The organism is Pseudoalteromonas mucoides, assembly GCF_049257175.1.
Classification (GTDB): Bacteria; Pseudomonadota; Gammaproteobacteria; order Enterobacterales; family Alteromonadaceae; genus Pseudoalteromonas.
Window position 1 is genome coordinate 63,244 of the sequence record NZ_JBMMUC010000004.1, and the last position, 21,350, is coordinate 84,593.

Consider the following 21,350-nt stretch of genomic DNA (forward strand, 5'->3'; position numbering starts at 1 on the left):
CATGAATAAACCTCGCTCAACTCAAGGTCGGCCATTGCATGCAAATGAGGCGGTTGATGAGTTATTAGAAAACTGGCCTATCCCAGATGTAACCCAAGATACACGTAAATACGATGGTCGTTCAACGGCATTTGGTACGCCACTCGCGGAGCTTTACAAAAAAGAAGTTAAAGAACCGATTGAAGAGCCTGAAGCCGAAGAAGAATTACCCAATTTAACGATGGCTGAACTGGAGCGTATTCGCCAAGATGCGTATGAAGAAGGTTTAAAGCAAGGCCATGAACAAGGTTATATTGATGGCTTTGAAAAAGGGGTATCAGAAGGCAAAGAAGCAGGTTACAAAGAAGGTGTGGAGCTGGGTAAAACTCAAGGCCATGAAGAGGTTAAGCCATTAATTGAAGAGCAGTTAACGGGCTTAAAAACACTGCTTGATAGCTTAACAGCCCCCCTTGATAAAGTTGACGAAGATGCGGAAAAGCAATTAATTCAACTGGCGGTGATGCTGGCTGAAGCATTAATTTATCAAGAAGTTAAAGCCTCGCCGGATGTGCTCTTACATAGCTTAAAACACGCTATTGATGCGCTCGGTGAGCAACAACAAAGTGTACGTATTCACCTAAACCCTGACGATATCGAATTAGTTAAAAGTAGCTATGGTGAACAAGCGCTATCGCAAAGTAATTGGCAACTTGTGCCAGAGCCGACACTTGAGCGTGGTGGTTGCCAAGTTAAAACACCTCAATCATCCATTGATATGACGATGAAAACCCGCGTCAAAGAAACGTTGGATAGTTTTTTGCATAGTAGTGGTATCTAACCCAATAATTGGTTTGCAATGAGTTCTCAACTTCGGCCATTAAGCGAACGCTTACAAAATTATCAAAAGCATATTCATAGCCCAACACCGGCTGTCGCGGGTATTCTTACACGCGTTGTGGGCCTTACTTTGGAAGCTAAGGGGCTTAGAGCTCCCGTAGGCAGCCAATGTAAAATCGAAACCATGCATGGCTTTGTTGATGCTGAAATAGTTGGTTTTAATGACCAAACCCTCTACTTAATGCCCAATGATCATATATCAGGGGTGTTGCCAGGTGCACGAGTTATACCGCAAGTAAATGAAACTGGTTTGCCGGTTGGTATGTGTTTGCTTGGTCGTGTCGTTGATGGGTTAGGGCGCCCGTTGGATGGCTTAGGGCCAATAAACGCAGAGCACCATTTAAAATTTGCCCAAAACACTATTAATCCTTTGTCTCGTAGGCCAATCAGTCAACCTATGGATGTTGGCGTGCGTGCTATTAATTCAGTTATTACCGTAGGTCAGGGCCAACGAATGGGCTTGTTTGCAGGTTCTGGTGTGGGTAAATCTGTTTTACTAGGTATGATGACCCGAGGCTCAGAAGCTGATGTTATCGTCGTAGGTTTAGTGGGCGAACGTGGCCGTGAAGTTAAAGAATTTATTGAAGAGATTTTAGGCGTTGAAGGGCGCAAACGATCCGTAGTGGTTGCAGCTCCCGCAGATGCCTCACCGCTTATGCGCCTTAAAGGGTGCGAAAGTGCAGTGACTATTGCAGAGTATTTTCGCGATCAAGGATTAAACGTTCTATTGCTACTGGATTCAGTGACGCGTTATGCCATGGCGCAACGTGAAATAGCGTTAGCTGTTGGTGAGCCGCCTGCAACCAAAGGTTACCCTCCTTCAGTGTTTGCTAAACTGCCCGCGCTGGTGGAGCGCGCAGGGAATGGTGGTGAAGGACAAGGCTCGATAACGGCATTTTTTACCGTGCTAAGCGAAGGGGATGATATGCAAGACCCAATAGCCGATGCTGCCCGCGCGATTTTAGACGGTCACATTGTGTTATCACGAGATTTAGCCGATAGCGGGCATTACCCTGCAATTGATATTGAAAAGTCTATCTCACGGGTTATGCCGCAAGTTGTTTCAGAGCCTCATATGCAGCAAGCGAGAGTATTAAAACAAGTTTACTCCATGTATCAGCAAAACAAAGATATGATTACTTTAGGCGCCTACCAAAAGGGCACAGACCAAATGCTTGATCAGGCTATAAATATGATGCCACGAGTCAATGCATTTTTGCAGCAAGGTATGAAAGATGTGATCAGTTATGATGACGGTTTACAAGGGCTTGCTCAATTATTAGGACAAGCATAATGGCAAAGAATAAACTCGATCTACTGCTGAAATTAGAAAAAGACAAAGAAGAGTCGTTGCGAATGAACTATTTGCAAGCGCAACAACATTTTCAAGCTAATCAACAAAAGCTGCAAGGGTTAAATGATTTTCGCATGGAGTATACACAGCAACTTCACGTTAAAGGCCAGTCGGGCTTGAGTAGTGCAGGGTTTAGTCAGTACCACGCTTTTATAGCTAAAATCGAAGAGGCGATTCGTCAACAAGCGAGCACTGTTAATACAGCAAAGCAAGTTGTTACCCAACGACAAAGTTTGTGGTTAAAGCAGCAAATTAAGGCCAAAGCAGTTGCTAAGCTCATCGAGAAGCAGCAGCAAAAAGCGAATGCGTTGATTTTAAAGAATGAGCAAAAAATGCTTGATGAGTTTTCTGCCAATCAATTCTTTCAAAAACGCCAAGCCTTGTGATCTAATAACAATTTAGGCATATAAATTGCTTTATTCATTTATGAAGTCTTTATATTGGCAAACTGCGGCGGCAAATTGCCACGTTTAATGTAGGTGAATTATGTCGATTAGCGAATTATCAGTACTCATTTCAGCAGAGCCAGATGCTAAATTAGCGAACAAAGATCAAGCGCAGCAAGGCAGAACAGAAGATGCGCAGAGTGCGGGTAGTGATTTTTTAACCCAATTGCAAAGTGCTAATTATGCTGTTGAAACACCTAGTAAAAAATCAAATGCAGCAGAGCAAGAGGATCCTCAAAAGGTCAAACCAAGCCAAGAAGAAATAAACAAAGAGCAAGGTAAACCTGAAATATCAGGTGACGACATGCTTGCACAAATTAATGCTGCAAATAATCTAGATACCAGTGTAAAGACCACATCAACTGATAAACCGGCAACTTCTGTAATTGACCTATTAGATAAGTATGCTCAAGAAAAATTAGATCCAGGGCTCGTAAAAGCAAACGCACCACGTCCTATTGATGCTGTAACCCCAATTATTGACCCACCACTTGAAGATGACAGTCAAGATACGAAGAGAAACTCTGTCAGTGATTTACTGGACAAATACTCAGAAGAGCAGCTAGAACCTGGGTTGGTAAAAGTGAATACACCACGCCCAATTGATGCGGTCACCCCAATTATTGATTCACCACTCGAAGATGATAGCAGTGAGAATAAGCTTGCTGTAACAAGTGATAAAACAGTCATTGCTGAAGCGATTGGTAAAGAAGTTAATTATAAAGGCGACCCAGGTGATGCTGTTACACCTATTGTTGATAAGGTTAACTCAGACAAAGAGGCTTTATTTAATTCTGTTACAACGGCACAGGATTCAGACCAAGTAAAAGGTACAGCTGAATCTACTATTTTGAATAAAGAGCCTGTAAACCCTAAATCACTTGAAGGAAAGTTAGTTGATACTGCAACTAATAGCGAGAATGAATCTGCTCAGAGTGGGGGGGGGAAATCATCACACAATGGTGAGGCTAAAGTTTTAACTGACGTTGCATTGTCCCCATCAACAGATCAAAGTACAACAACTGAATTTGATGATGCTAGCAATACTGCAAAAGCAACTAGAGTGGAGAATACAACTGAAAACCCAGCAGTTGACAAAACTATGACGCAAACGGCTGATACAGTAAAAGTGTTAAAAGACGCCGTTTCTGCAACGCCAGATAAATCCTTAGCAATGACTCCAGCGATTGCTAAAAGTCCTGACGTAACTCAAGCTGCGCAAACATTATTAAATGCAGATGAAAATAAGTCTCTAGTTGATGATAAACTACTTGCTAGCCTAACTACTGAGCAGCGTAAAGCATTACAAACGCAAGTAGCAAGCTTTCCAGCGCAAGGGCCGACATTACAACATATATCTGAGTTAAAACAGACCATTGCACAATTTGTAGTGACTAACAGCGACGCTAGCCATAGCTCAGTGTTAAAAAATACAACCGCCAATACAACTGCAACTATTGATGCGCCGCAATTAAGCGATGAAATAGCGAGTCTTTCAACATCAGAAAAACAAGTACTAACAAAACAGTTAAATCAATTTCTCGCGACTGAAAAACCTCAAGGCGCGGTATTAAATCAAGTTAATGCCGCTTTGGCTGAACTTGAAGGCAAGTCAGTTACAACAATAAAAGAGCCACAACTAAACACACAAACTTCGACGCAAGCAGCAAATAATGCACTTCTTGAATCAAGCAAAGCAGCACCTGTACCAAGTGCTGCGGGCAATGCATTGAGCCAAGAGCAAGCTAATAAGCAGTCTGCTGTGCAAAGTATTGTTAAAGAGCAAGTCATCGTTGATAAAGATAAGGCAGAGGCATTAACTCCTCGCGATACAGCTGTAACGCGAACAAATCAGTTATTCACTCAAATTACGACTGTAACTAATCAAATTACAAGCTCTGCTGTAACGGGGATGAATGAAATAATCGATCAGCGTTATCAGCAAGAGATTGCCGATATGCAAGTGCTAAACGCTCAGCAAACAAGTGCAACAACACAAACTAAACAAGTAAGCTTAGATCCTACTTTACTACAGGCTTTGAATATTGTTAAAAGTGATGCCGCGAAATTACTGCAAGAGCGAGTGAGTGCGTTATTAAATATTAATAATAAGGAAGCTGAAATTCGTTTAGATCCACCTGAGATGGGGAGTATGCAAATCCGTATTCGCAGTGATGCGGAACAAGCGCAAATAAACTTCGTGGTTCAAAACCAACAAGCAAAAGAAGCGCTTGAGCAATCTATGCCCAAATTACGAGAAATGCTTGCAGAGCAGGGTATTGAACTTGGAGAAAGTAGTATTCAACAAGGTGATAGTCAAGAAAATATGGCAGAACAAGAGCAGCAAAATGCTCAAGGTCAACTTGCAAATAATGCTGAAAATGATGATGAATCGGCAGATATTCAAGCATCTACTAACAATATCAAGCAACAATCTTCATCATCAATAGATTACTATGCCTAACACCTGCTATTATAATGATATAAAAATAAATAACTTGCTGGGTCACAATGACACTCGTAATATCTTGAGTCATTAAAACGCAAAGGAATTCTCATGGCTGAAGAAACAAATTTAGAAATCGAAGATGGTGGAAAAAGTAAAAAAAAGCTCATTATCATTATAGCTGTGGTAGTGCTAGTTATTGCTGCAGGTGCTGGTTATTTTTTCCTATCAGGCTCAGATGAACCAGCTGAAACGTTATCAGATGAAACAGTTATTAGTGAAGATGCAGGTAACTCCGATGCAGCACAAATAGGCAGTGCTTTATATGTAGCCATGCCTCGCCCGTTTGTGTTTAATGTACCAGGTGCTAGCCGAGACCGAGTAGTACAAATTAAAGTGCAATTATTGGTGCGTGGTGACGTAAATGAAGAAATAGCTAAAAAGCATATCCCACTGATTGAAGGTACAATATTAAGTGTGTTTTCTACCACCACAGCCGATGAACTTGGCACCAGTGAAGGTAAAGAAACCTTGCGCGTAGCAGCGCTTGAAAAAGTACAAACAGCATTGAATGATGTTGAAGGCAGCAAAGTAATTGAGCGGGTGCTATTTACCGGCTTTGTAATGCAATAAGGGGTCTGCGTGAGCGATTTATTATCCCAAGACGAAATTGATGCGCTATTACACGGTGTTGATGAGGTTGAAGAGGAAGATATACAAGACGGTGATGAAGGGGATGGTGGCAATACGCTACAATATGACTTCTCATCACAAGACCGTATTGTTCGCGGTAGAATGCCGACGCTGGAAATCGTTAATGAACGGTTTGCTCGCCACATGCGGATCAGCTTATTTAATATGATGCGCCGCACCGCCGAAGTATCAATCAACGGCGTGCAAATGATAAAGTTCGGGGAGTATATTCATACTCTATTTGTACCGACTAGTTTAAATATGGTGCGCTTTCGCCCATTAAAAGGCACAGGCTTAATCACCATGGAAGCACGTTTAGTGTTTATTTTGGTTGATAATTTCTTTGGTGGCGACGGCCGATATCATGCCAAAATTGAAGGCCGTGAATTTACGCCAACAGAGCGCCGTATTGTGCAAATGCTATTAAAAATAATCTTTGAAGATTATAAAGAAGCATGGGCACCGGTAATGGACGTGTCTTTTGAATACCTCGACTCTGAGGTAAACCCTGCCATGGCAAATATTGTTAGCCCAACAGAAGTTGTGGTGATCAGTTCATTTCATATTGAACTTGATGGCGGTGGCGGCGATTTTCATATTGCCTTACCTTACTCTATGTTGGAACCTATTCGCGAGTTGCTTGATGCTGGTGTGCAATCTGACACCGAAGATACTGATTTACGTTGGAGTAAAGCATTACGTGACGAAATCATGGATGTAGAGGTTGAGCTTTCAACGCAATTATTAGAAGTGGATTTAAGCTTAGAACAAATTATGGAGCTTAAAGCCGGTGATATCATTCCAGTTGAGATGCCAGAGCATATAACTGTTTTTGTAGAAGAGCTGCCTACATTTAGAGCTAAAATGGGCCGCTCACGGGATAATGTCGCACTGCAAATTAGTGAAAAAATTAAACGTCCTGAATCAGTTAAATCAGAATTACACGTCTTTACAAAAGGCGGTAAAAAACTCGATTCAGATGCAGAATTAGCAGAATTAGAAGACGATTTACACCTTTCGGAAGGTGTGGATTTAGACTGGTAAAGATTAAGGTTTTTAAGTATGAGTGATGACCAAGATACAATGGACGAATGGGCTGCAGCCTTAGCCGAAGCTGAAGGTGCAGACGAAGGTGGCGATGCAAAGGTTGCTGAACTGGATGAGTTAAGTGATGCTAAGCACGAAATGAGCAATGAAGAAAAGCGTAAGCTCGATACTATTTTAGACATACCAGTTACTATTTCGATGGAAGTTGGCCGTTCTAAAATTAATATTCGTAACTTACTGCAATTAAACCAAGGCTCGGTAGTTGAACTTGACCGTGTCGCAGGTGAACCGCTAGATGTATTGGTCAATGGTACGCTTATCGCTCATGGGGAAGTGGTCGTCGTTAATGACAAGTTTGGTATTCGCTTAACTGATGTTATTAGCCAAGTAGAGCGGATCAAAAAATTACGATGAGTGGCTGGTTTTTACTTTCTGCAGCTGTAAGTACTGTAACTCCCACGGCGACGCCAATGGGAGATATAGTGTCAATGGCGATGTCGTTGATTATGGTGCTGGTACTGATTGTGGTACTGGCATTTTTTGTTAAAAAGTTAAACCCAAACTTGGCTAATAGCGAAGAATTTAAAGTGGTGCGAAGCCTTCCTTTAAGTACCCGTGAACGTTTAATGGTTGTTGAAATTGATAATTGCCAACATTTACTTGGCGTGACCCCGCACAGTATTAATTATTTGCATAAATTAGAAACCCCCTTAACTGAAAAAGAGTTACCCGCTTTGGCTCAGCGTTTTGGCAAGCTATTAAACCCGAAGACTAACCACAATAAAAAGAATACATAATATGATGAAGTGGCTGCTGGTAATTTTTACCTTAGTGTTTATTCCAAGTGTTAGCGCTGAAGGGATTGAAGCGCTTAATATCACCACCAATCCTGATGGCTCACAAGACTACTCCGTAACGCTACAAGTCCTTGCTATCATGACCGCGCTGAGCTTTATTCCTGCGGCCGTGATCATGATGACTTCTTTTACGCGAATAATTGTGGTGTTGGCTATTTTACGCCAAGCGATTGGCTTGCAGCAAACTCCGTCAAATCAAATACTACTTGGCATGTCATTGTTTTTAAGTATCTTTATTATGGCGCCTGTTTATCAAAAAGTGAATGAGCAAGCTATAGAGCCTTACATGAATGAGCAAGTTACATCGTTACAAGCGTTAGAGCTGGCTAAAGAGCCGATGAAAGCGTTTATGCTGTCACAGGTACGAATAAAAGATTTAGAAACATTCGCTAAAATAGCAGGCTATGATCAGCTTAATTCACCTGAAGATACGCCAATGATTGTGCTTATTCCTGCTTTTGTGACTAGTGAGTTGCAAACTGCTTTTATTATCGGTTTTATGTTTTTCATTCCGTTTTTAATCGTGGATTTAGTGGTGGCCTCTGTATTAATGGCAATGGGTATGATGATGCTATCGCCGATGATCGTATCTTTACCCTTTAAAATCATGCTGTTTGTTTTAGTTGATGGCTGGGGTCTTGTAATGGGCTCCTTAGCAAAAAGTTTCGGACTCGGGGCTTAGGCTATGTTGTTTTTATTGACGCTTAAGCAAAACTAGGAGGGAGCCATGGAACCGGAAATTTTTGTTGATATACTCAGCGATGCATTATTTTTAGTAATTAAGTTAGTTTCCGCTATTGTTGTACCAGGATTACTTGTCGGTTTAGTTGTTGCGGTATTTCAGGCTGCAACGTCTATCAATGAGCAAACATTAAGCTTTTTACCGCGTTTATTAATTACCATCAGTGCACTTATTTTTGGTGGTCATTGGCTAACTCAGGAGTTAATGGACTTTTTTACTCGTTTAATAATGATCATTCCTGAAATCGCAGGCTAATATGGAGTTTCCATTTTCAGTTATTATTCAATGGCTCAGTGATTTTTTATTGCCATTAGTGCGGATTAGTTCGATGATCATGGTTATGGCAGGTCTTGGGGCCAAAAATGTCCCTACCCGAATCAAAATGGGTTTGGCGGTGGTTATTACGTTTTTAGTCGTACCTGTGCTTCCTCCTGCAAGTTTCAATAACCTATTTTCTTTTCAAATGATATTAGTGGTGATCCAGCAAATACTGATAGGCGTCGCTATCGGGTTTGCATCATTACTCATGCTTAATACCTTCGTGTTAGCGGGGCAAATATTGGCAATGCAAACGGGTTTAGGTTTTGCCTCTGTTGTTGACCCGTCTAATGGTATGAGCGTACCTGCGGTTGGTCAATTTTACTTAATCCTAGCTACTTTATTATTTTTTGTTTTTAACGGTCATTTAATGATGATCCAAATGGTGGTGCATAGTTTTAATGTTCTCCCTATTGATGGTAGCTGGTGGGCAGTTGATCACTATTGGGATATCGTGACATGGGGCGGTTGGATGTTTACTACTGCATTGGTGTTATCTTTAGCACCGTTAACCGCAATGCTGGTCATTAATATGTCGTTTGGAGTAATGACTCGTGCTGCGCCGCAGTTAAATATTTTCTCTATAGGTTTTCCATTTACCCTTGTCGCCGGGCTAGTTATTATTTGGGCTACACTAGGAAACTTTGTCACTCAGTTTGAATTTCAGTGGCTAAAAATGGTTGAATTGATGTGTACTTTAGTTGGTTGTTCACCCTAGGAGCGCAATATGGCTGAAGATTCAGGTCAAGAAAAAACCGAAGAACCCACCGGTAAAAAAATTGAAGAGTCTAAGAAAAAGGGCCAAGTAGCGCGTTCAAAAGAGCTCGGTACTATGTTTGTGCTTATTTTTTCTGCTATTTCACTATTATTGTATGGTCCTGAAATTGGTAAAGGCCTGTATAATATTATGGGCCGAATGCTGAGTTTGAATCGCAACGAAACCTATGACACAACTAAGATGTTTTCGGTGTGGGGATCTGTAGCTGACGCGCTTGTTTTTCCAATGGCCATGTTTGTATTTATTATTGCTCTTGCAGGTATTATAGGAAATACATTACTCGGTGGGTTTAACTTTAGTTGGCAAGCCGCTGCACCTAAGGCAAGTAAAATGTCACCCGCTAAAGGTATCAAACGTATGTTTGGCCCGCAAGCTGGTGTGGAGCTGGTTAAGTCGATATTAAAGTTTGCGGTGGTGGCTGGGTTTGCCATATTTTTAATTAATACCTTTTTTGATGAGATTCTTCATCTGAGCATTGAAAGTGCTCCGGGTAATATTATTCATGCTTTAGAGATTCTGGCGTGGATGTTTTTAGGTTTAACCTGCACATTAACGATTATTGCAGCGATTGATGCACCGTATCAAAGTCATAAACACCACAAAGAACTTAAAATGACTTTGCAAGAAGTAAAAGATGAATATAAGAATTCAGAAGGTGATCCGCAAATAAAAGCTCGCATTAGGCAAACCCAACGACAGATGTCGCAGCGCAGGATGATGCAAGACGTGCCTGATGCAGATGTAGTTGTAACCAACCCAACCCATTATTCCGTGGCACTTAAATATGATACAGAGCGTGCAGGTGCGCCAATTGTACTTGCTAAAGGGATTGATGAGATGGCAATGCAAATTCGAAAAATTGCAAAAGGGAACGAAGTCCCTGTAGTTGAATCCCCTATGTTGACTCGTGCGCTGTATCACACTGCAGAGGTTGGCGACCAAATACCAGATCAGCTGTTTACAGCGGTTGCACAAGTACTAGCTTATGTATTTCAACTTAAGCGCTTTCAAAAAGGCCGTGGTAAGCGCCCAACTGAGCTCAATAAAAAGCTTCCTATTCCAGACGCTTATAAATACTAGTCCTGCTTAATTTTAGCTTTGCAATAACTTGGAATAGTTATTGCAAATTCCGTGCAGTGTCAATTTTTTGAAATTGTGAGTTATGGAATTTAAAGCTGTATTACAACAACTTAATAAAGATAAAAAAGAGTATGCCAAAGGAGTTGGAACGCCTTTACTCGTACTAGCTGCGCTAGGTATGGTGATTTTACCGCTGCCGCCGTTTTTACTCGATATTCTTTTTTCGTTTAATATAGCCCTTGCCTTAGTGGTTTTGTTGGTGACTGTTTACACCATGAAACCTGTTGAGTTTGGTATGTTCCCCGCAGTACTGCTTATCGCAACCATAATGCGCTTAGCGCTCAATGTTGCCAGTACCCGAGTAGTTTTACTTGAAGGCCACAATGGCGGGGATGCCGCGGGTAAAGTTATTGAAGCATTTGGCTCGGTGGTTATTGGTGGCAATTATGCCGTTGGTTTAGTGGTGTTCTTAATTTTGATCATCATTAATTTTGTCGTAATCACCAAAGGTGCTGGGCGGATTTCAGAAGTATCAGCACGTTTTACCTTAGACGCTATGCCAGGTAAACAAATGGCCATTGATGCTGATTTAAACGCCGGTTTTATCAGCGCAGAGCAAGCACGAGACCGCCGTGAAGAAGTCACCCGTGAAGCAGATTTTTATGGTTCAATGGATGGTGCCAGTAAGTTTGTAAAAGGGGATGCCATCGCAGGTATCGTGATTTTGATCATCAATATCATTGGTGGTTTATTCGTAGGTATGATCCAACATGACCTTAGTTTCGGCCGAGCGATGGAGGTGTATACATTACTGACGATTGGTGATGGCTTGGTTGCACAATTGCCTTCATTACTGTTATCAATTGGTACAGCAATTGTTGTAACACGCCAAAATGAATCGCTGAATATGGGCGACCAATTCAAAAGCCAACTTGGTAACGAAAAATCTCTGTTTATCGCATCAGGTATCCTCATAGTTATGGGCTTAGTACCCGGCATGCCGCATTTTGCATTTTTAAGTTTAGGTGCACTGCTTGGTTACCTTGCTTATTACACACAACAAAACAAAATTAAAGCAGCTGCTGCTAAAGAAGAAGAAGCGGCAAATGGTGGTGCAGCAGGTACCGGCGTTGCAAATAAACAAGAACAAAAAGAACTTGGCTGGGATGACGTACAGCAAGTTGATGTAATTGGTTTAGAGGTCGGTTACAGGTTGATCCCGCTTGTTGATCAATCTCAAGGTGGCGAGTTACTAAACCGAATTAAAGGGGTACGTAAAAAGTTATCACAAGAGCTGGGCTTTTTAGTACCACCGGTGCATATTCGCGATAACCTCGAATTAGACCCAAATGCTTACAGAATCACCATGATGGGTGTATCCAGTGGTGAAGGTGAACTTAAACACGGGGATGAGCTTGCGATTAATCCAGGCCAAGTGTTCGGCCCAATTAAAGGCATTGAAACTAAAGATCCGGCGTTTGGTTTAGATGCAGTTTGGATCAAGCCAAATCAAAAAGATGAAGCCCAATCATTAGGCTACACAGTGGTCGATTCAGCGACTGTCGTGGCTACTCATATCAGTCAATTACTTACTAACAGTGCAGCATTACTACTTGGCCACGAAGAAGTACAAAATCTATTAGATATGTTAGCTAAAAGCCATCCTCGTTTAGTTGAAGGATTAGTGCCAGATGTATTACCACTCACAACCGTGGTTAAAGTTTTGCAAAATTTATTAAATGAAGGCGTAGCAATTCGCGATATGCGCTCTATTGTACAGACCCTAGTTGAGTATGGTCCTCGTAGCCAAGACCCTGATGTATTAACGGCTGCAGTGCGAATTTCATTGCGTAGATTAATCGTTCAAGATGCGGTTGGTATGTCGTCTGAAATACCTGTCATAACCTTGGCGCCTGAGTTGGAACAGATGTTGCATCAGTCACTTCAGAATGCAGGCGACGAAGGTGCCGGAATAGAGCCAGGACTTGCAGAGCGACTTCAACAATCATTAAACGAAGCGCATCAAAATCAAGAAATGGCCGGTGAACCTTCGATATTGCTAACATCAGGAATGTTACGCACTGTGTTATCTCGATTTGTTAAGTACACCATTCCAGGTTTGAGAGTGATGTCTTATCAAGAGGTACCAGATGAAAGACAGATCAAGATTGTTAGCTCAGTAGGCCAATAATCGGATTTTAAAAGGGTTGTGAACCATGAAAATAAAACGTTTTTTTGCTAAAGATATGCGTACCGCACTAAAAGAAGTTAAAGATGAACTTGGTGTAGATGCCGTTATTATGTCAAATAAAAAGCTAGCTAATGGCGTTGAAATTGTTGCTGCTGTCGATTATGACAAGGCAGCACCGAAAGAATCAGCACCACAACCCGCTGTTGCCCAAGCGCAAAGGAATCCGAACTTTGTAAAACCTGCACCGCAACGTGCTCAGCAAGAGCCACAGGCTGCGGTTGCTGATAGCCTACAAGCTTTATTGGAACGTCAGTCACCACAACCTAAATCACCAGAGCTTGCGTCTATGTTTAGCCAATCGGGTATTGATACTTCAACTCAATACCAGGGTAAAGCACAGCAACAGTCACAACCAGCTCAAGCGCAATATAGAACAAGTGAACCGCAAGCACATCCAGATTTTGCTCGCCGTGAAGCGCTGAGCAAAGCTCATACACAAGCACATAGCTTAGGTTTTGATGATGAGTTAGAAAGTGGCTTTGATGATTTAGACACTCCTTTACACTCTCAAGCTGTTGCAGGCAATAGTAAAGGTGAAGAAATTTCGTCAATGCGTGATGAAATGAATGCGATTCGTCAACTGCTTGAACACCAAGTGTCAGGTTTAATGCAACAAGATATGGCTCGGCGTGATCCAACACGAGCTTGTATGATTGACCGTTTAGTTGGTATGGGCATAGAGCATGATGTAGCCGAGCAAATGGCGTGTTTTATTCCTGATGATGTTTCTCGCCAACAAGCATGGCAGGCGCTATTGCAAATGGTTGAAAACCAAATGCATACAACGAATAACGAGATACTTCGCCAAGGTGGCGTATATGCATTAGTGGGGCCTACCGGCGTTGGTAAAACAACCACGGTTGCCAAGTTAGCCGCACTTGGTGCGCAAAAATATGGCGCAGATAAAGTTGCGTTGATCACAACCGATACTTACCGTATAGGTGCTTATGAACAGCTTGCGACGTATGGTCGTATAATTGGCTGTGGCGTAAAACAAGTTAAAGATGCTAACGAATTAGCAGAAGTGTTATACCATTTACGAAATAAACGACTAGTATTAATTGATACTGCGGGAATGAGCCAACGTGATTTACGTTTAACAGAGCAATTAAACACGCTAATGCGTAATCAACGTGTGGATATTCGTAATTATTTAGTGTTAAGTGCAACGGCGCAAATTAACGTGTTACAGGAAACGGTAAGACACTTTAAGAAAGTACAATTAAGTGGCTGTATTTTCACCAAATTGGATGAGTCGCTAAGTTTAGGTGAGATTATTAGCGTAGCGATTCAAAATCGCCTTCCAATAGGGTATCTTACTAACGGCCAGCGTGTTCCTGAGGACATTCGTGTTGCTAATTCAGAAAAATTAGTAAAAAAAGCTGAACAATTGTATTTAAAAAGAACAAAAGCACAACATTCACGACGTCAAGCAGTGGCGTCAAGCACAGTAGGGATGTATGATTAACACAGTATTAGATCAAGCAAGTGGCCTGCGAAAAATGAGTCAAAACAATAATAACGGTGTAAAAGTTATCGCTGTTACCGGTGGTAAAGGCGGCGTTGGTAAAACCAACGTGTCATTAAACACTGCAATCGCGCTTGGCCAGCTAGGCAATAGAGTTTTAGTACTGGATGCCGATTTAGGTTTAGCAAATTGTGATGTGATGCTAGGTTTACGTGTAGAGCGTAACTTATCCCATGTTTTATCGGGTGAATGCGAGTTAGATGAAATTTTAGTAGAAGGCCCCGCAGGTATTAAAATAGTACCTGCAACCTCTGGCTCACAAAGCATGGTTGAACTATCACCGTCTGAGCACGCAGGCCTTATTCGCGCTTTCAGTGAACTAAATACTGAATTCGATATATTAATTGTTGATACCGCCGCAGGTATTTCTGACATGGTGCTGAGTTTTTCTCGTGCAGCACAAGATGTTATGGTTGTTGTATGTGACGAACCTACTTCAATCACCGATGCTTATGCTCTTATCAAAGTACTTAGCCGTGAGCATGGTGTTTACAAATTTAAAATAGTTGCCAATATGGTGCGTAGCATGCGTGAAGGCCATGAACTATTTGCAAAGTTATCAAAAGTAACCGACCGATTTTTAGATGTCTCTATGGAGTTGGTTGCTACCGTTCCATACGATGAAAATATGCGTAAATCTACCCGCCGCCAAAAAGTAATTGTGGAATTATTTCCAAACTCTCCAGCGGCAGTTGCCTTTAAAACTTTGGCGACAAAAGCAGTTAAATGGCCAATACCTAATCAACCTTCAGGCCATTTAGAGTTCTTTATAGAAAAATTAGTAAACGGCTAACTATGACTGCATCGGTGAGCAAAGCGATGGGCTATCAATCCACAGCAAATTTAAATGCAATAGTAGAAAGGCACGCGTCGCTGGTAAAAAAAGTGGCGTGCCATTTAATTGCACGTTTACCACCGAGTGTACAGCTAGATGATTTAATTCAATCAGGCATGATAGGTTTAATTGAAGCGTCGAAAAACTTTGATGCTGCAAAAGGTGCCAGTTTTGAGACCTTTGCAGGTATTCGCATTCGTGGTGCAATGCTTGATGAAATGCGCCGTGGTGATTGGGCCCCTCGTTCAGTACACCGCAATAGCCGTATGGTTGCAGAAGCAATTACAGAACTAGAAAGTCAATATAATCGTGAGCCTAAAGATAGTGAAGTTGCTGAAAAACTTGATATTACGCTAGATGAGTACCATCATATTCTAAGTGATGTAAACTCAAGCAAAGTTCTGGGTATCGAAGACTTAGGGGTTGATGAAGATGTAATAACCCCAGTTGGGCAAGACTTAGCACTGGACAAGCCCTTTAATAACGTTAAGAATGAACGTTTTAATGAATCCTTGTTAGCAGCAATTAAGTCGCTACCAGAGCGTGACGGCCTTGTTCTTTCGCTCTATTACAACGATGAAATGAATTTAAAAGAAATTGGGCACATACTCGATGTTAGCGAGTCGCGTGTGAGCCAGATACATGGTCAGGCGATGATTAAGCTAAAAGCAAAAATCAATGACTGGATAAATTAGTAGTAAGTAAATATAGGTTCAGACCTCACCGGAGGATGTTTTGGATAAAAACATGAAAATTCTTGTTGTTGATGATTTTTCGACGATGAGACGTATTATCAAAAATCTGTTAAGAGATTTAGGTTTTACTAATGTGCAAGAAGCTGATGATGGTTCAACAGCTTTACCAATGCTACAAAATCAAGAGTTTGATTTCGTAGTAACAGATTGGAATATGCCAGGTATGCAAGGTATTGATTTATTACGTGCAATCAGAGCTGATGACACGCTTAAACATATCCCTGTGCTGATGGTAACAGCAGAAGCTAAAAAAGAACAAATTGTTGCTGCTGCTCAAGCTGGCGTTAATGGCTACATCGTAAAACCTTTTACTGCTGCAACACTTAAAACCAAATTGGAAAAAGTGTTTGAGCGCCTAGGCTAATTAATAGGAGAGGCTTATGTCAGCACCTGCTGCGCCTCAGATCACTTTAGAACAAGCCCGTCAGCTTGTTGTTCACCTTGAAAACGGTGAGCAAGATAAAGCTGATCAGCTCATCCTTGATGCGGCGACAAAAGAGCAATCAGAACTTTTTGCTGAAGTTGGTAAATTAACCCGCCAACTTCATGACGCGCTGAAGAATTTTGAACTCGATACACGGCTCTCAGACTTAACAACTGATGCAATTCCTGACGCAAAGCAGCGTTTAAATTATGTTATGGAAATGACAGAAAATGCTGCTAATAAAACCATGGATGCAGTTGAAGCTAGTTTGCCTATAGCACAAGGGTTAGCCGATGAAATCGCCCAGATAAAGCCGACTTGGGACCGTTTAATGAGTCGTGAAATTGAGCTCGGTGAATTTAAAACACTGTGTCATAGTTTAGATAAATTCATGAACCACTCCCACACTAAGACCGACGAACTGCAAGGTCTAATGACTAATGTGTTAATGGCGCAAGATTACCAAGACTTAACAGGGCAAGTGATCCGCCGCGTAATTGATTTAGTTAGAGAAGTTGAAGATAGTTTAATACATTTATTGACTGCATTTGGTAGTCATGAAATTGGCGAAGCTAAAACTAGAATAGCAGCTATAGAAGAAATACCGCCTGCAAAAACGACATTAGCAGGTCCAGAAGGGCCAATTATTGATAAAGAGTCGCGAGATGATGTTGTCAATGGGCAAGATGATGTTGACGATTTACTGTCAAGTTTGGGCTTCTAAGAGGAGAGCACTGCATGAGCTTTGAAGTCGATGAAGATATTTTACAAGATTTTCTAGTTGAAGCTGGGGAAATTCTTGAGCTTTTATCAGAACAGCTAGTAGAACTTGAAAATAATCCAGATGATACCGAGTTACTAAATGCTATTTTCCGTGGTTTTCATACCGTAAAAGGTGGTGCGGGTTTCTTAAGTATGACAGAGCTGGTTGATGCTTGTCATGGTGCAGAAAACGTATTTGATTTACTGCGTCAGGGCGTTCGTAAAGTAAACTCAGAGCTCATGGATGTTATATTACAAGCGCTCGATACAATAAATGAAATGTTTGCGACGATACAAAACCGCGAACAGCCAGAGCCCGCCGACCCAGAATTACTCGCTATTTTACATAAGTTAAGTCAACCGCCTAGTGCCGATGAGGAGCAAGCTCAAAGCGCACCAACACCAGAGTCTGTAGCGGTCGAAGAAGAGCCAGACTCAACAATCGATGAAGATGACCCTTTTGCTTTTGATATGTTGTTCAATGGCCAAGTTGACGACAAGCCAGAAGATGCACAAATTGATGAGATCACCGAAGATGAGTTTGAAAGCTTATTAGATGAACTCCACGGTAAAGGTCAGAGTCCGATAGCGAATACAAGCGCTGCGCCTCAAGATAATGCCAGTAGCAGCGATATTACCGATGATGAATTTGACAGTTTACTTGATGAACTACATGGGGTAGGTAACTTTGGTGCGGTAAATCCTGCTCCAGCTCAAGAAGAACCTATTGAAGCAGCTACAACAGCTGAAGTGAAAAGTGTAGCGGCAAGCTCAGCATCAGACGATGAAATCAGCGATGACGAATTTGAAGCACTACTAGATGAATTACATGGCAAGGGGACTGCACCTAAAGCGCTTGCTACCAGCAATGTAGAGGCTGATACCCCTAAGCCAGCTACAGATACACCGAAACCTGAAGCGAAGGTTGAAAAACCAGCACAAGTAAGCAAGCCTCAACCTATTGCGCAAAAGCCCGTTGAGAGTAAAGCTCCTGCGCCAGCTGCAAGTACAGCTAAAAAACCTGCTCCACCTCAAGCTGAAACAACCGTGAGGGTTGATACGAAGCGCTTAGATCAAATCATGAATATGGTTGGTGAACTTGTATTAGTGCGTAATCGATTAGTAAGTTTAGCGACTAATACAAATAATGAAGTGATGGGCAAAGCAATCTCTAATTTAGATGTTGTGACTGCCGATTTACAAGGTGCGGTAATGAAAACCCGCATGCAACCAATCAAAAAAGTGTTTGGTCGCTTTCCACGTGTAGTCCGTGATTTAGCGCGTAGCTTGAAAAAAGACATTAACCTATTATTAGTGGGTGAAGAAACAGATTTAGATAAAAACCTAGTTGAAGCACTTGCCGATCCACTGGTTCACTTAGTGCGTAACTCGGTTGACCATGGTATTGAAATGCCTGATGTACGTGAGGCCGCAGGTAAACCAAGAACAGGTACGGTTACTTTATCTGCTTCGCAAGAAGGTGACCATATTTTGCTGACTATACGAGATGATGGTGCAGGTATGGATGCTGAGAAGCTGAAAAAAATAGCTATTAGCAAAGGTGTGCTTGATCACGATCAAGCGAGTCGTTTATCTGATACTGAAGCATATAATCTAATTTTTGCGCCAGGCTTTTCAACCAAAGAACAGATTTCAGATATTTCCGGCCGCGGCGTTGGCATGGATGTAGTAAAAACTAAAATAACCCAATTGAATGGCTCGGTAAGTATTCAATCTGAGTTAGGTGTTGGTACTATATTAGAAATCAAAGTACCACTGACATTAGCCATACTACCAACCTTGATGGTTGTTGTTGGTCAGCAAACCTTTGCCTTACCGTTGGCTGGCGTAAATGAAATTTTCCATCTAGATCTGACTCGTACAAATGTAGTTGATGGGCAATTAACTATCATAGTGCGTAAAAAAGCAATTCCACTATTCTATTTAGAACACTGGCTTGTAAAAGGTGCCGATACCTCGCAACGTAAAGCTCAAGGGCATGTTGTTATCGTACAAATCGGTACTCAGCAGGTTGGTTTTGTTGTGGATTCATTAATCGGCCAAGAAGAAGTTGTTATTAAACCACTGGATGCCCTTTTACAAGGGACGCCAGGTATGGCTGGTGCGACAATTACTTCAGATGGCGGTATCGCCTTGATTTTGGATGTCCCAAGCTTGCTAAAATACTACGCAGGTTAGAGTAATCTTTATCTTTTTATGGGAGCCACAGGCTCCTGTAGATGAAATTTAACATGAGTACGCCAATGGCAGTTAAAGTATTAGTTGTTGATGATTCTAGTTTTTTTCGCCGTAGAGTGAGTGAAATTCTAGAGCAAGATAAGGACATTGATGTAATTGATTTTGCGGTAAATGGCCGTGAAGCAGTCGATAAAGCGCGCCAACTTCGCCCTGATGTCATCACGATGGATGTCGAGATGCCGGTGCTTGATGGAATCAGCGCCGTGAAAGAAATCATGGCAGCAAACCCAACTCCTATTTTGATGTTTTCGTCGCTGACTCGTGATGGAGCAACCGCGACACTGGATGCGCTTGATGCTGGCGCGTTAGATTTCTTACCGAAGAAATTTGAAGATATTGCGCGTAATAACGAAGATGCGATTAAGCTTTTACAAAATAAAGTAAAAGAAATCGGGCGTAGACGTTTATCGAGATTTAGCCGCCCAGCGACGAGTATTAATAAGCCCTCGGTAAATAAAGAAACAGCGCCAAAGACCAGTATTGCGCAGCCTGATCGCAGTTTTAGTCGACCCGTGATACCTGTTGATACGAACGCTGCATCAGTACGAGCTTCGGGTAAAAAGTATCAAATTGTAGCGATAGGTACGTCTACTGGTGGGCCCGTAGCATTACAAACTATTTTGACTCAATTACCAGCGAATTTTCCGCATCCCATCTTACTCATTCAGCATATGCCAGCTGCATTTACGCCAGCATTCGCAGCACGATTAAATGGCCTGTGTAAAATCAAAGTTAAAGAAGCGCAACAAGGTGATAAGTTAATGCCCGGTACGGCTTACTTAGCTCCTGGTGGCCAACAAATGCTAATTGAAGGACGTGGTGGTAATCGAACGTTAAGAGTATTTGAAGACGACAGTGCACGTATCACATATAAACCCAGTGTTGATGTGACATTTGCTAGTACTGCAAAGTCTTTCCAAGGTGATGTTTTGGCAGTAGTGCTCACTGGAATGGGCGCAGATGGCCGTGATGGTGCGCGAATGCTCAAACAAGTCGGTGCAACGATTTGGGCACAAGATGAGAGCACCAGTGTGGTTTATGGTATGCCACAAGCTGTTGCTGCTGCAGGGCTTTCTAGTGCTAGTATTGCATTAAATGATGTGGCTACTCGATTAGTACGTGAGATTGGTTGTGGATAAGCTATCAATCTTAGGGCTAGTAACTGCGTTAGGTGCAATAGCTCTTGGCTATACATTAGAAGGCGGTGCTGTTGCTGCTTTATTTAACGGCCCTGCACTGATCATTGTACTAGGCGGCACCTTGGGGGCTGTGATGTTACAGTCTCCGGTTAGCACGTTTATCAAAGCCTTAAAAATTAGTTACTGGGTTTTCTTCCCCCCTCGTCATGATATTGACGCAGCCATTGAAGAGGTTAAAAGTTGGTCCCACAAAGCACGCCAAGAAGGGTACTTAGCCCTTGAAGATACGGCGCTCACTCACCCTGATAGTTATGCAGCAAAAGGCCTTAGTTTACTTATCGATGGAGTGAGTGAGAAAAAGCTGCGAGATACGCTTGAAATTGATTTGTTGCTAGAGCGCGAGCGACTGCTTGAAGCAAGCCGTGTTTATGAAGCTTTAGGCGGCTATAGTCCGACTATAGGAATTTTGGGCGCTGTACTTGGACTTATTCAGGCCATGTCATTTATTACCGAGCCGCAAAAGCTTGGTGCTGGCGTGGCCACTGCGTTTATTGCGACTATTTATGGTGTTGGTTTAGCAAACTTATTATTTTTACCGATGGCTAATAAATTAAAACAACAAGTTGAGCAAAAAATGTTGTTTCATGAGCTACTTGCCGAGGGAATTATTGCTATAAGCCAAGGCGATAGCCCTGCAAACATAGAGCTTAAATTAGAAGCTTACCGAGTTGAACGACCTAATCTAATAGCTAATTAACTT

At 41.9% G+C, this 21,350-nt stretch carries 21 protein-coding genes; all 21 read left to right on the forward strand.

Features of this window, described 5'->3' with window-relative positions; genetic code table 11:
• The first annotated feature begins 1 nt into the window (after window position 1).
• The 21 genes from fliH to AAEU30_RS05490 all read left to right on the forward strand — a co-directional run bounded on the left by fliH (window position 2) and on the right by AAEU30_RS05490 (window position 21,347).
• On the forward strand, window positions 2-817 hold the full coding sequence (gene fliH / locus AAEU30_RS05390; protein WP_421959651.1) for a flagellar assembly protein FliH: 816 nt from the start codon (window positions 2-4) through the stop codon (window positions 815-817).
• A gap of 18 nt (window positions 818-835) precedes the next feature.
• Window positions 836-2,170, forward strand: coding sequence for a flagellar protein export ATPase FliI (gene fliI, locus AAEU30_RS05395; RefSeq protein ID WP_421959652.1), 1,335 nt, complete (start codon window positions 836-838; stop codon window positions 2,168-2,170).
• Complete coding sequence (gene fliJ, locus AAEU30_RS05400; RefSeq protein WP_421959653.1) at window positions 2,170-2,616, forward strand: flagellar export protein FliJ; 447 nt, start codon at window positions 2,170-2,172, stop codon at window positions 2,614-2,616. The genes fliI and fliJ overlap by 1 nt, the downstream gene beginning before the upstream one ends.
• A gap of 100 nt (window positions 2,617-2,716) precedes the next feature.
• The gene (locus tag AAEU30_RS05405; RefSeq protein ID WP_421959654.1) at window positions 2,717-5,140 is read left to right on the forward strand and encodes a flagellar hook-length control protein FliK; all 2,424 of its coding nucleotides are present in this window, start codon (window positions 2,717-2,719) and stop codon (window positions 5,138-5,140) included.
• Between the two features lie 93 nt (window positions 5,141-5,233).
• Window positions 5,234-5,755, forward strand: a complete 522-nt coding sequence (gene fliL, locus AAEU30_RS05410; RefSeq protein WP_421959655.1) for a flagellar basal body-associated protein FliL — start codon at window positions 5,234-5,236, stop codon at window positions 5,753-5,755.
• 9 nt (window positions 5,756-5,764) lie between these two features.
• Window positions 5,765-6,859 (forward strand): flagellar motor switch protein FliM, encoded by a 1,095-nt coding sequence (fliM, locus tag AAEU30_RS05415; protein ID WP_087530876.1) that lies wholly within the window; start codon window positions 5,765-5,767, stop codon window positions 6,857-6,859.
• 18 nt (window positions 6,860-6,877) lie between these two features.
• Window positions 6,878-7,276, forward strand: coding sequence for a flagellar motor switch protein FliN (fliN, locus tag AAEU30_RS05420; protein ID WP_087530875.1), 399 nt, complete (start codon window positions 6,878-6,880; stop codon window positions 7,274-7,276).
• A complete protein-coding gene (gene fliO, locus AAEU30_RS05425) occupies window positions 7,273-7,659 on the forward strand; it encodes a flagellar biosynthetic protein FliO (protein ID WP_421959656.1) in 387 nt (128 codons plus the stop codon). Before fliN ends, fliO begins: the two co-directional genes overlap by 4 nt.
• Before the next feature lies 1 nt (window position 7,660).
• Complete coding sequence (fliP, locus tag AAEU30_RS05430) at window positions 7,661-8,401, forward strand: flagellar type III secretion system pore protein FliP (protein WP_421959657.1); 741 nt, start codon at window positions 7,661-7,663, stop codon at window positions 8,399-8,401.
• Window positions 8,402-8,446: 45 nt separating this feature from the next.
• Window positions 8,447-8,716: a flagellar biosynthesis protein FliQ gene (gene fliQ, locus AAEU30_RS05435; protein WP_087530872.1), complete on the forward strand. Its 270-nt coding sequence runs from the start codon at window positions 8,447-8,449 to the stop codon at window positions 8,714-8,716.
• A gap of 1 nt (window position 8,717) precedes the next feature.
• Window positions 8,718-9,497 (forward strand): flagellar biosynthetic protein FliR, encoded by a 780-nt coding sequence (fliR, locus tag AAEU30_RS05440; RefSeq protein ID WP_421959658.1) that lies wholly within the window; start codon window positions 8,718-8,720, stop codon window positions 9,495-9,497.
• A 9-nt stretch (window positions 9,498-9,506) separates the two neighbouring features.
• The gene (gene flhB / locus AAEU30_RS05445) at window positions 9,507-10,637 is read left to right on the forward strand and encodes a flagellar biosynthesis protein FlhB (RefSeq protein ID WP_087530870.1); all 1,131 of its coding nucleotides are present in this window, start codon (window positions 9,507-9,509) and stop codon (window positions 10,635-10,637) included.
• A gap of 82 nt (window positions 10,638-10,719) precedes the next feature.
• Window positions 10,720-12,828 carry a flagellar biosynthesis protein FlhA gene (gene flhA, locus AAEU30_RS05450; protein ID WP_421959659.1) on the forward strand — a complete coding sequence of 703 codons (2,109 nt, stop codon included), beginning with the start codon at window positions 10,720-10,722 and terminating at the stop codon, window positions 12,826-12,828.
• A gap of 25 nt (window positions 12,829-12,853) precedes the next feature.
• Entirely contained in the window at window positions 12,854-14,356 is a 1,503-nt protein-coding gene (gene flhF, locus AAEU30_RS05455; protein WP_421959660.1) for a flagellar biosynthesis GTPase FlhF, read from the forward strand.
• The gene (locus AAEU30_RS05460) at window positions 14,349-15,209 is read left to right on the forward strand and encodes a MinD/ParA family ATP-binding protein (protein ID WP_087530867.1); all 861 of its coding nucleotides are present in this window, start codon (window positions 14,349-14,351) and stop codon (window positions 15,207-15,209) included. Before flhF ends, AAEU30_RS05460 begins: the two co-directional genes overlap by 8 nt.
• Before the next feature lie 26 nt (window positions 15,210-15,235).
• The gene (locus AAEU30_RS05465; protein ID WP_421959871.1) at window positions 15,236-15,946 is read left to right on the forward strand and encodes an RNA polymerase sigma factor FliA; all 711 of its coding nucleotides are present in this window, start codon (window positions 15,236-15,238) and stop codon (window positions 15,944-15,946) included.
• 40 nt (window positions 15,947-15,986) lie between these two features.
• The gene (gene cheY / locus AAEU30_RS05470; RefSeq protein ID WP_054203298.1) at window positions 15,987-16,370 is read left to right on the forward strand and encodes a chemotaxis response regulator CheY; all 384 of its coding nucleotides are present in this window, start codon (window positions 15,987-15,989) and stop codon (window positions 16,368-16,370) included.
• A 16-nt stretch (window positions 16,371-16,386) separates the two neighbouring features.
• Complete coding sequence (locus tag AAEU30_RS05475) at window positions 16,387-17,154, forward strand: protein phosphatase CheZ (RefSeq protein ID WP_421959661.1); 768 nt, start codon at window positions 16,387-16,389, stop codon at window positions 17,152-17,154.
• A 14-nt stretch (window positions 17,155-17,168) separates the two neighbouring features.
• Window positions 17,169-19,391 carry a chemotaxis protein CheW gene (locus tag AAEU30_RS05480; protein WP_421959662.1) on the forward strand — a complete coding sequence of 741 codons (2,223 nt, stop codon included), beginning with the start codon at window positions 17,169-17,171 and terminating at the stop codon, window positions 19,389-19,391.
• 65 nt (window positions 19,392-19,456) lie between these two features.
• Window positions 19,457-20,590 carry a protein-glutamate methylesterase/protein-glutamine glutaminase gene (locus AAEU30_RS05485; RefSeq protein WP_421959872.1) on the forward strand — a complete coding sequence of 378 codons (1,134 nt, stop codon included), beginning with the start codon at window positions 19,457-19,459 and terminating at the stop codon, window positions 20,588-20,590.
• Window positions 20,583-21,347, forward strand: coding sequence for a flagellar motor protein (locus tag AAEU30_RS05490; protein WP_421959663.1), 765 nt, complete (start codon window positions 20,583-20,585; stop codon window positions 21,345-21,347). The genes AAEU30_RS05485 and AAEU30_RS05490 overlap by 8 nt, the downstream gene beginning before the upstream one ends.
• Window positions 21,348-21,350: the final 3 nt, after the last annotated feature.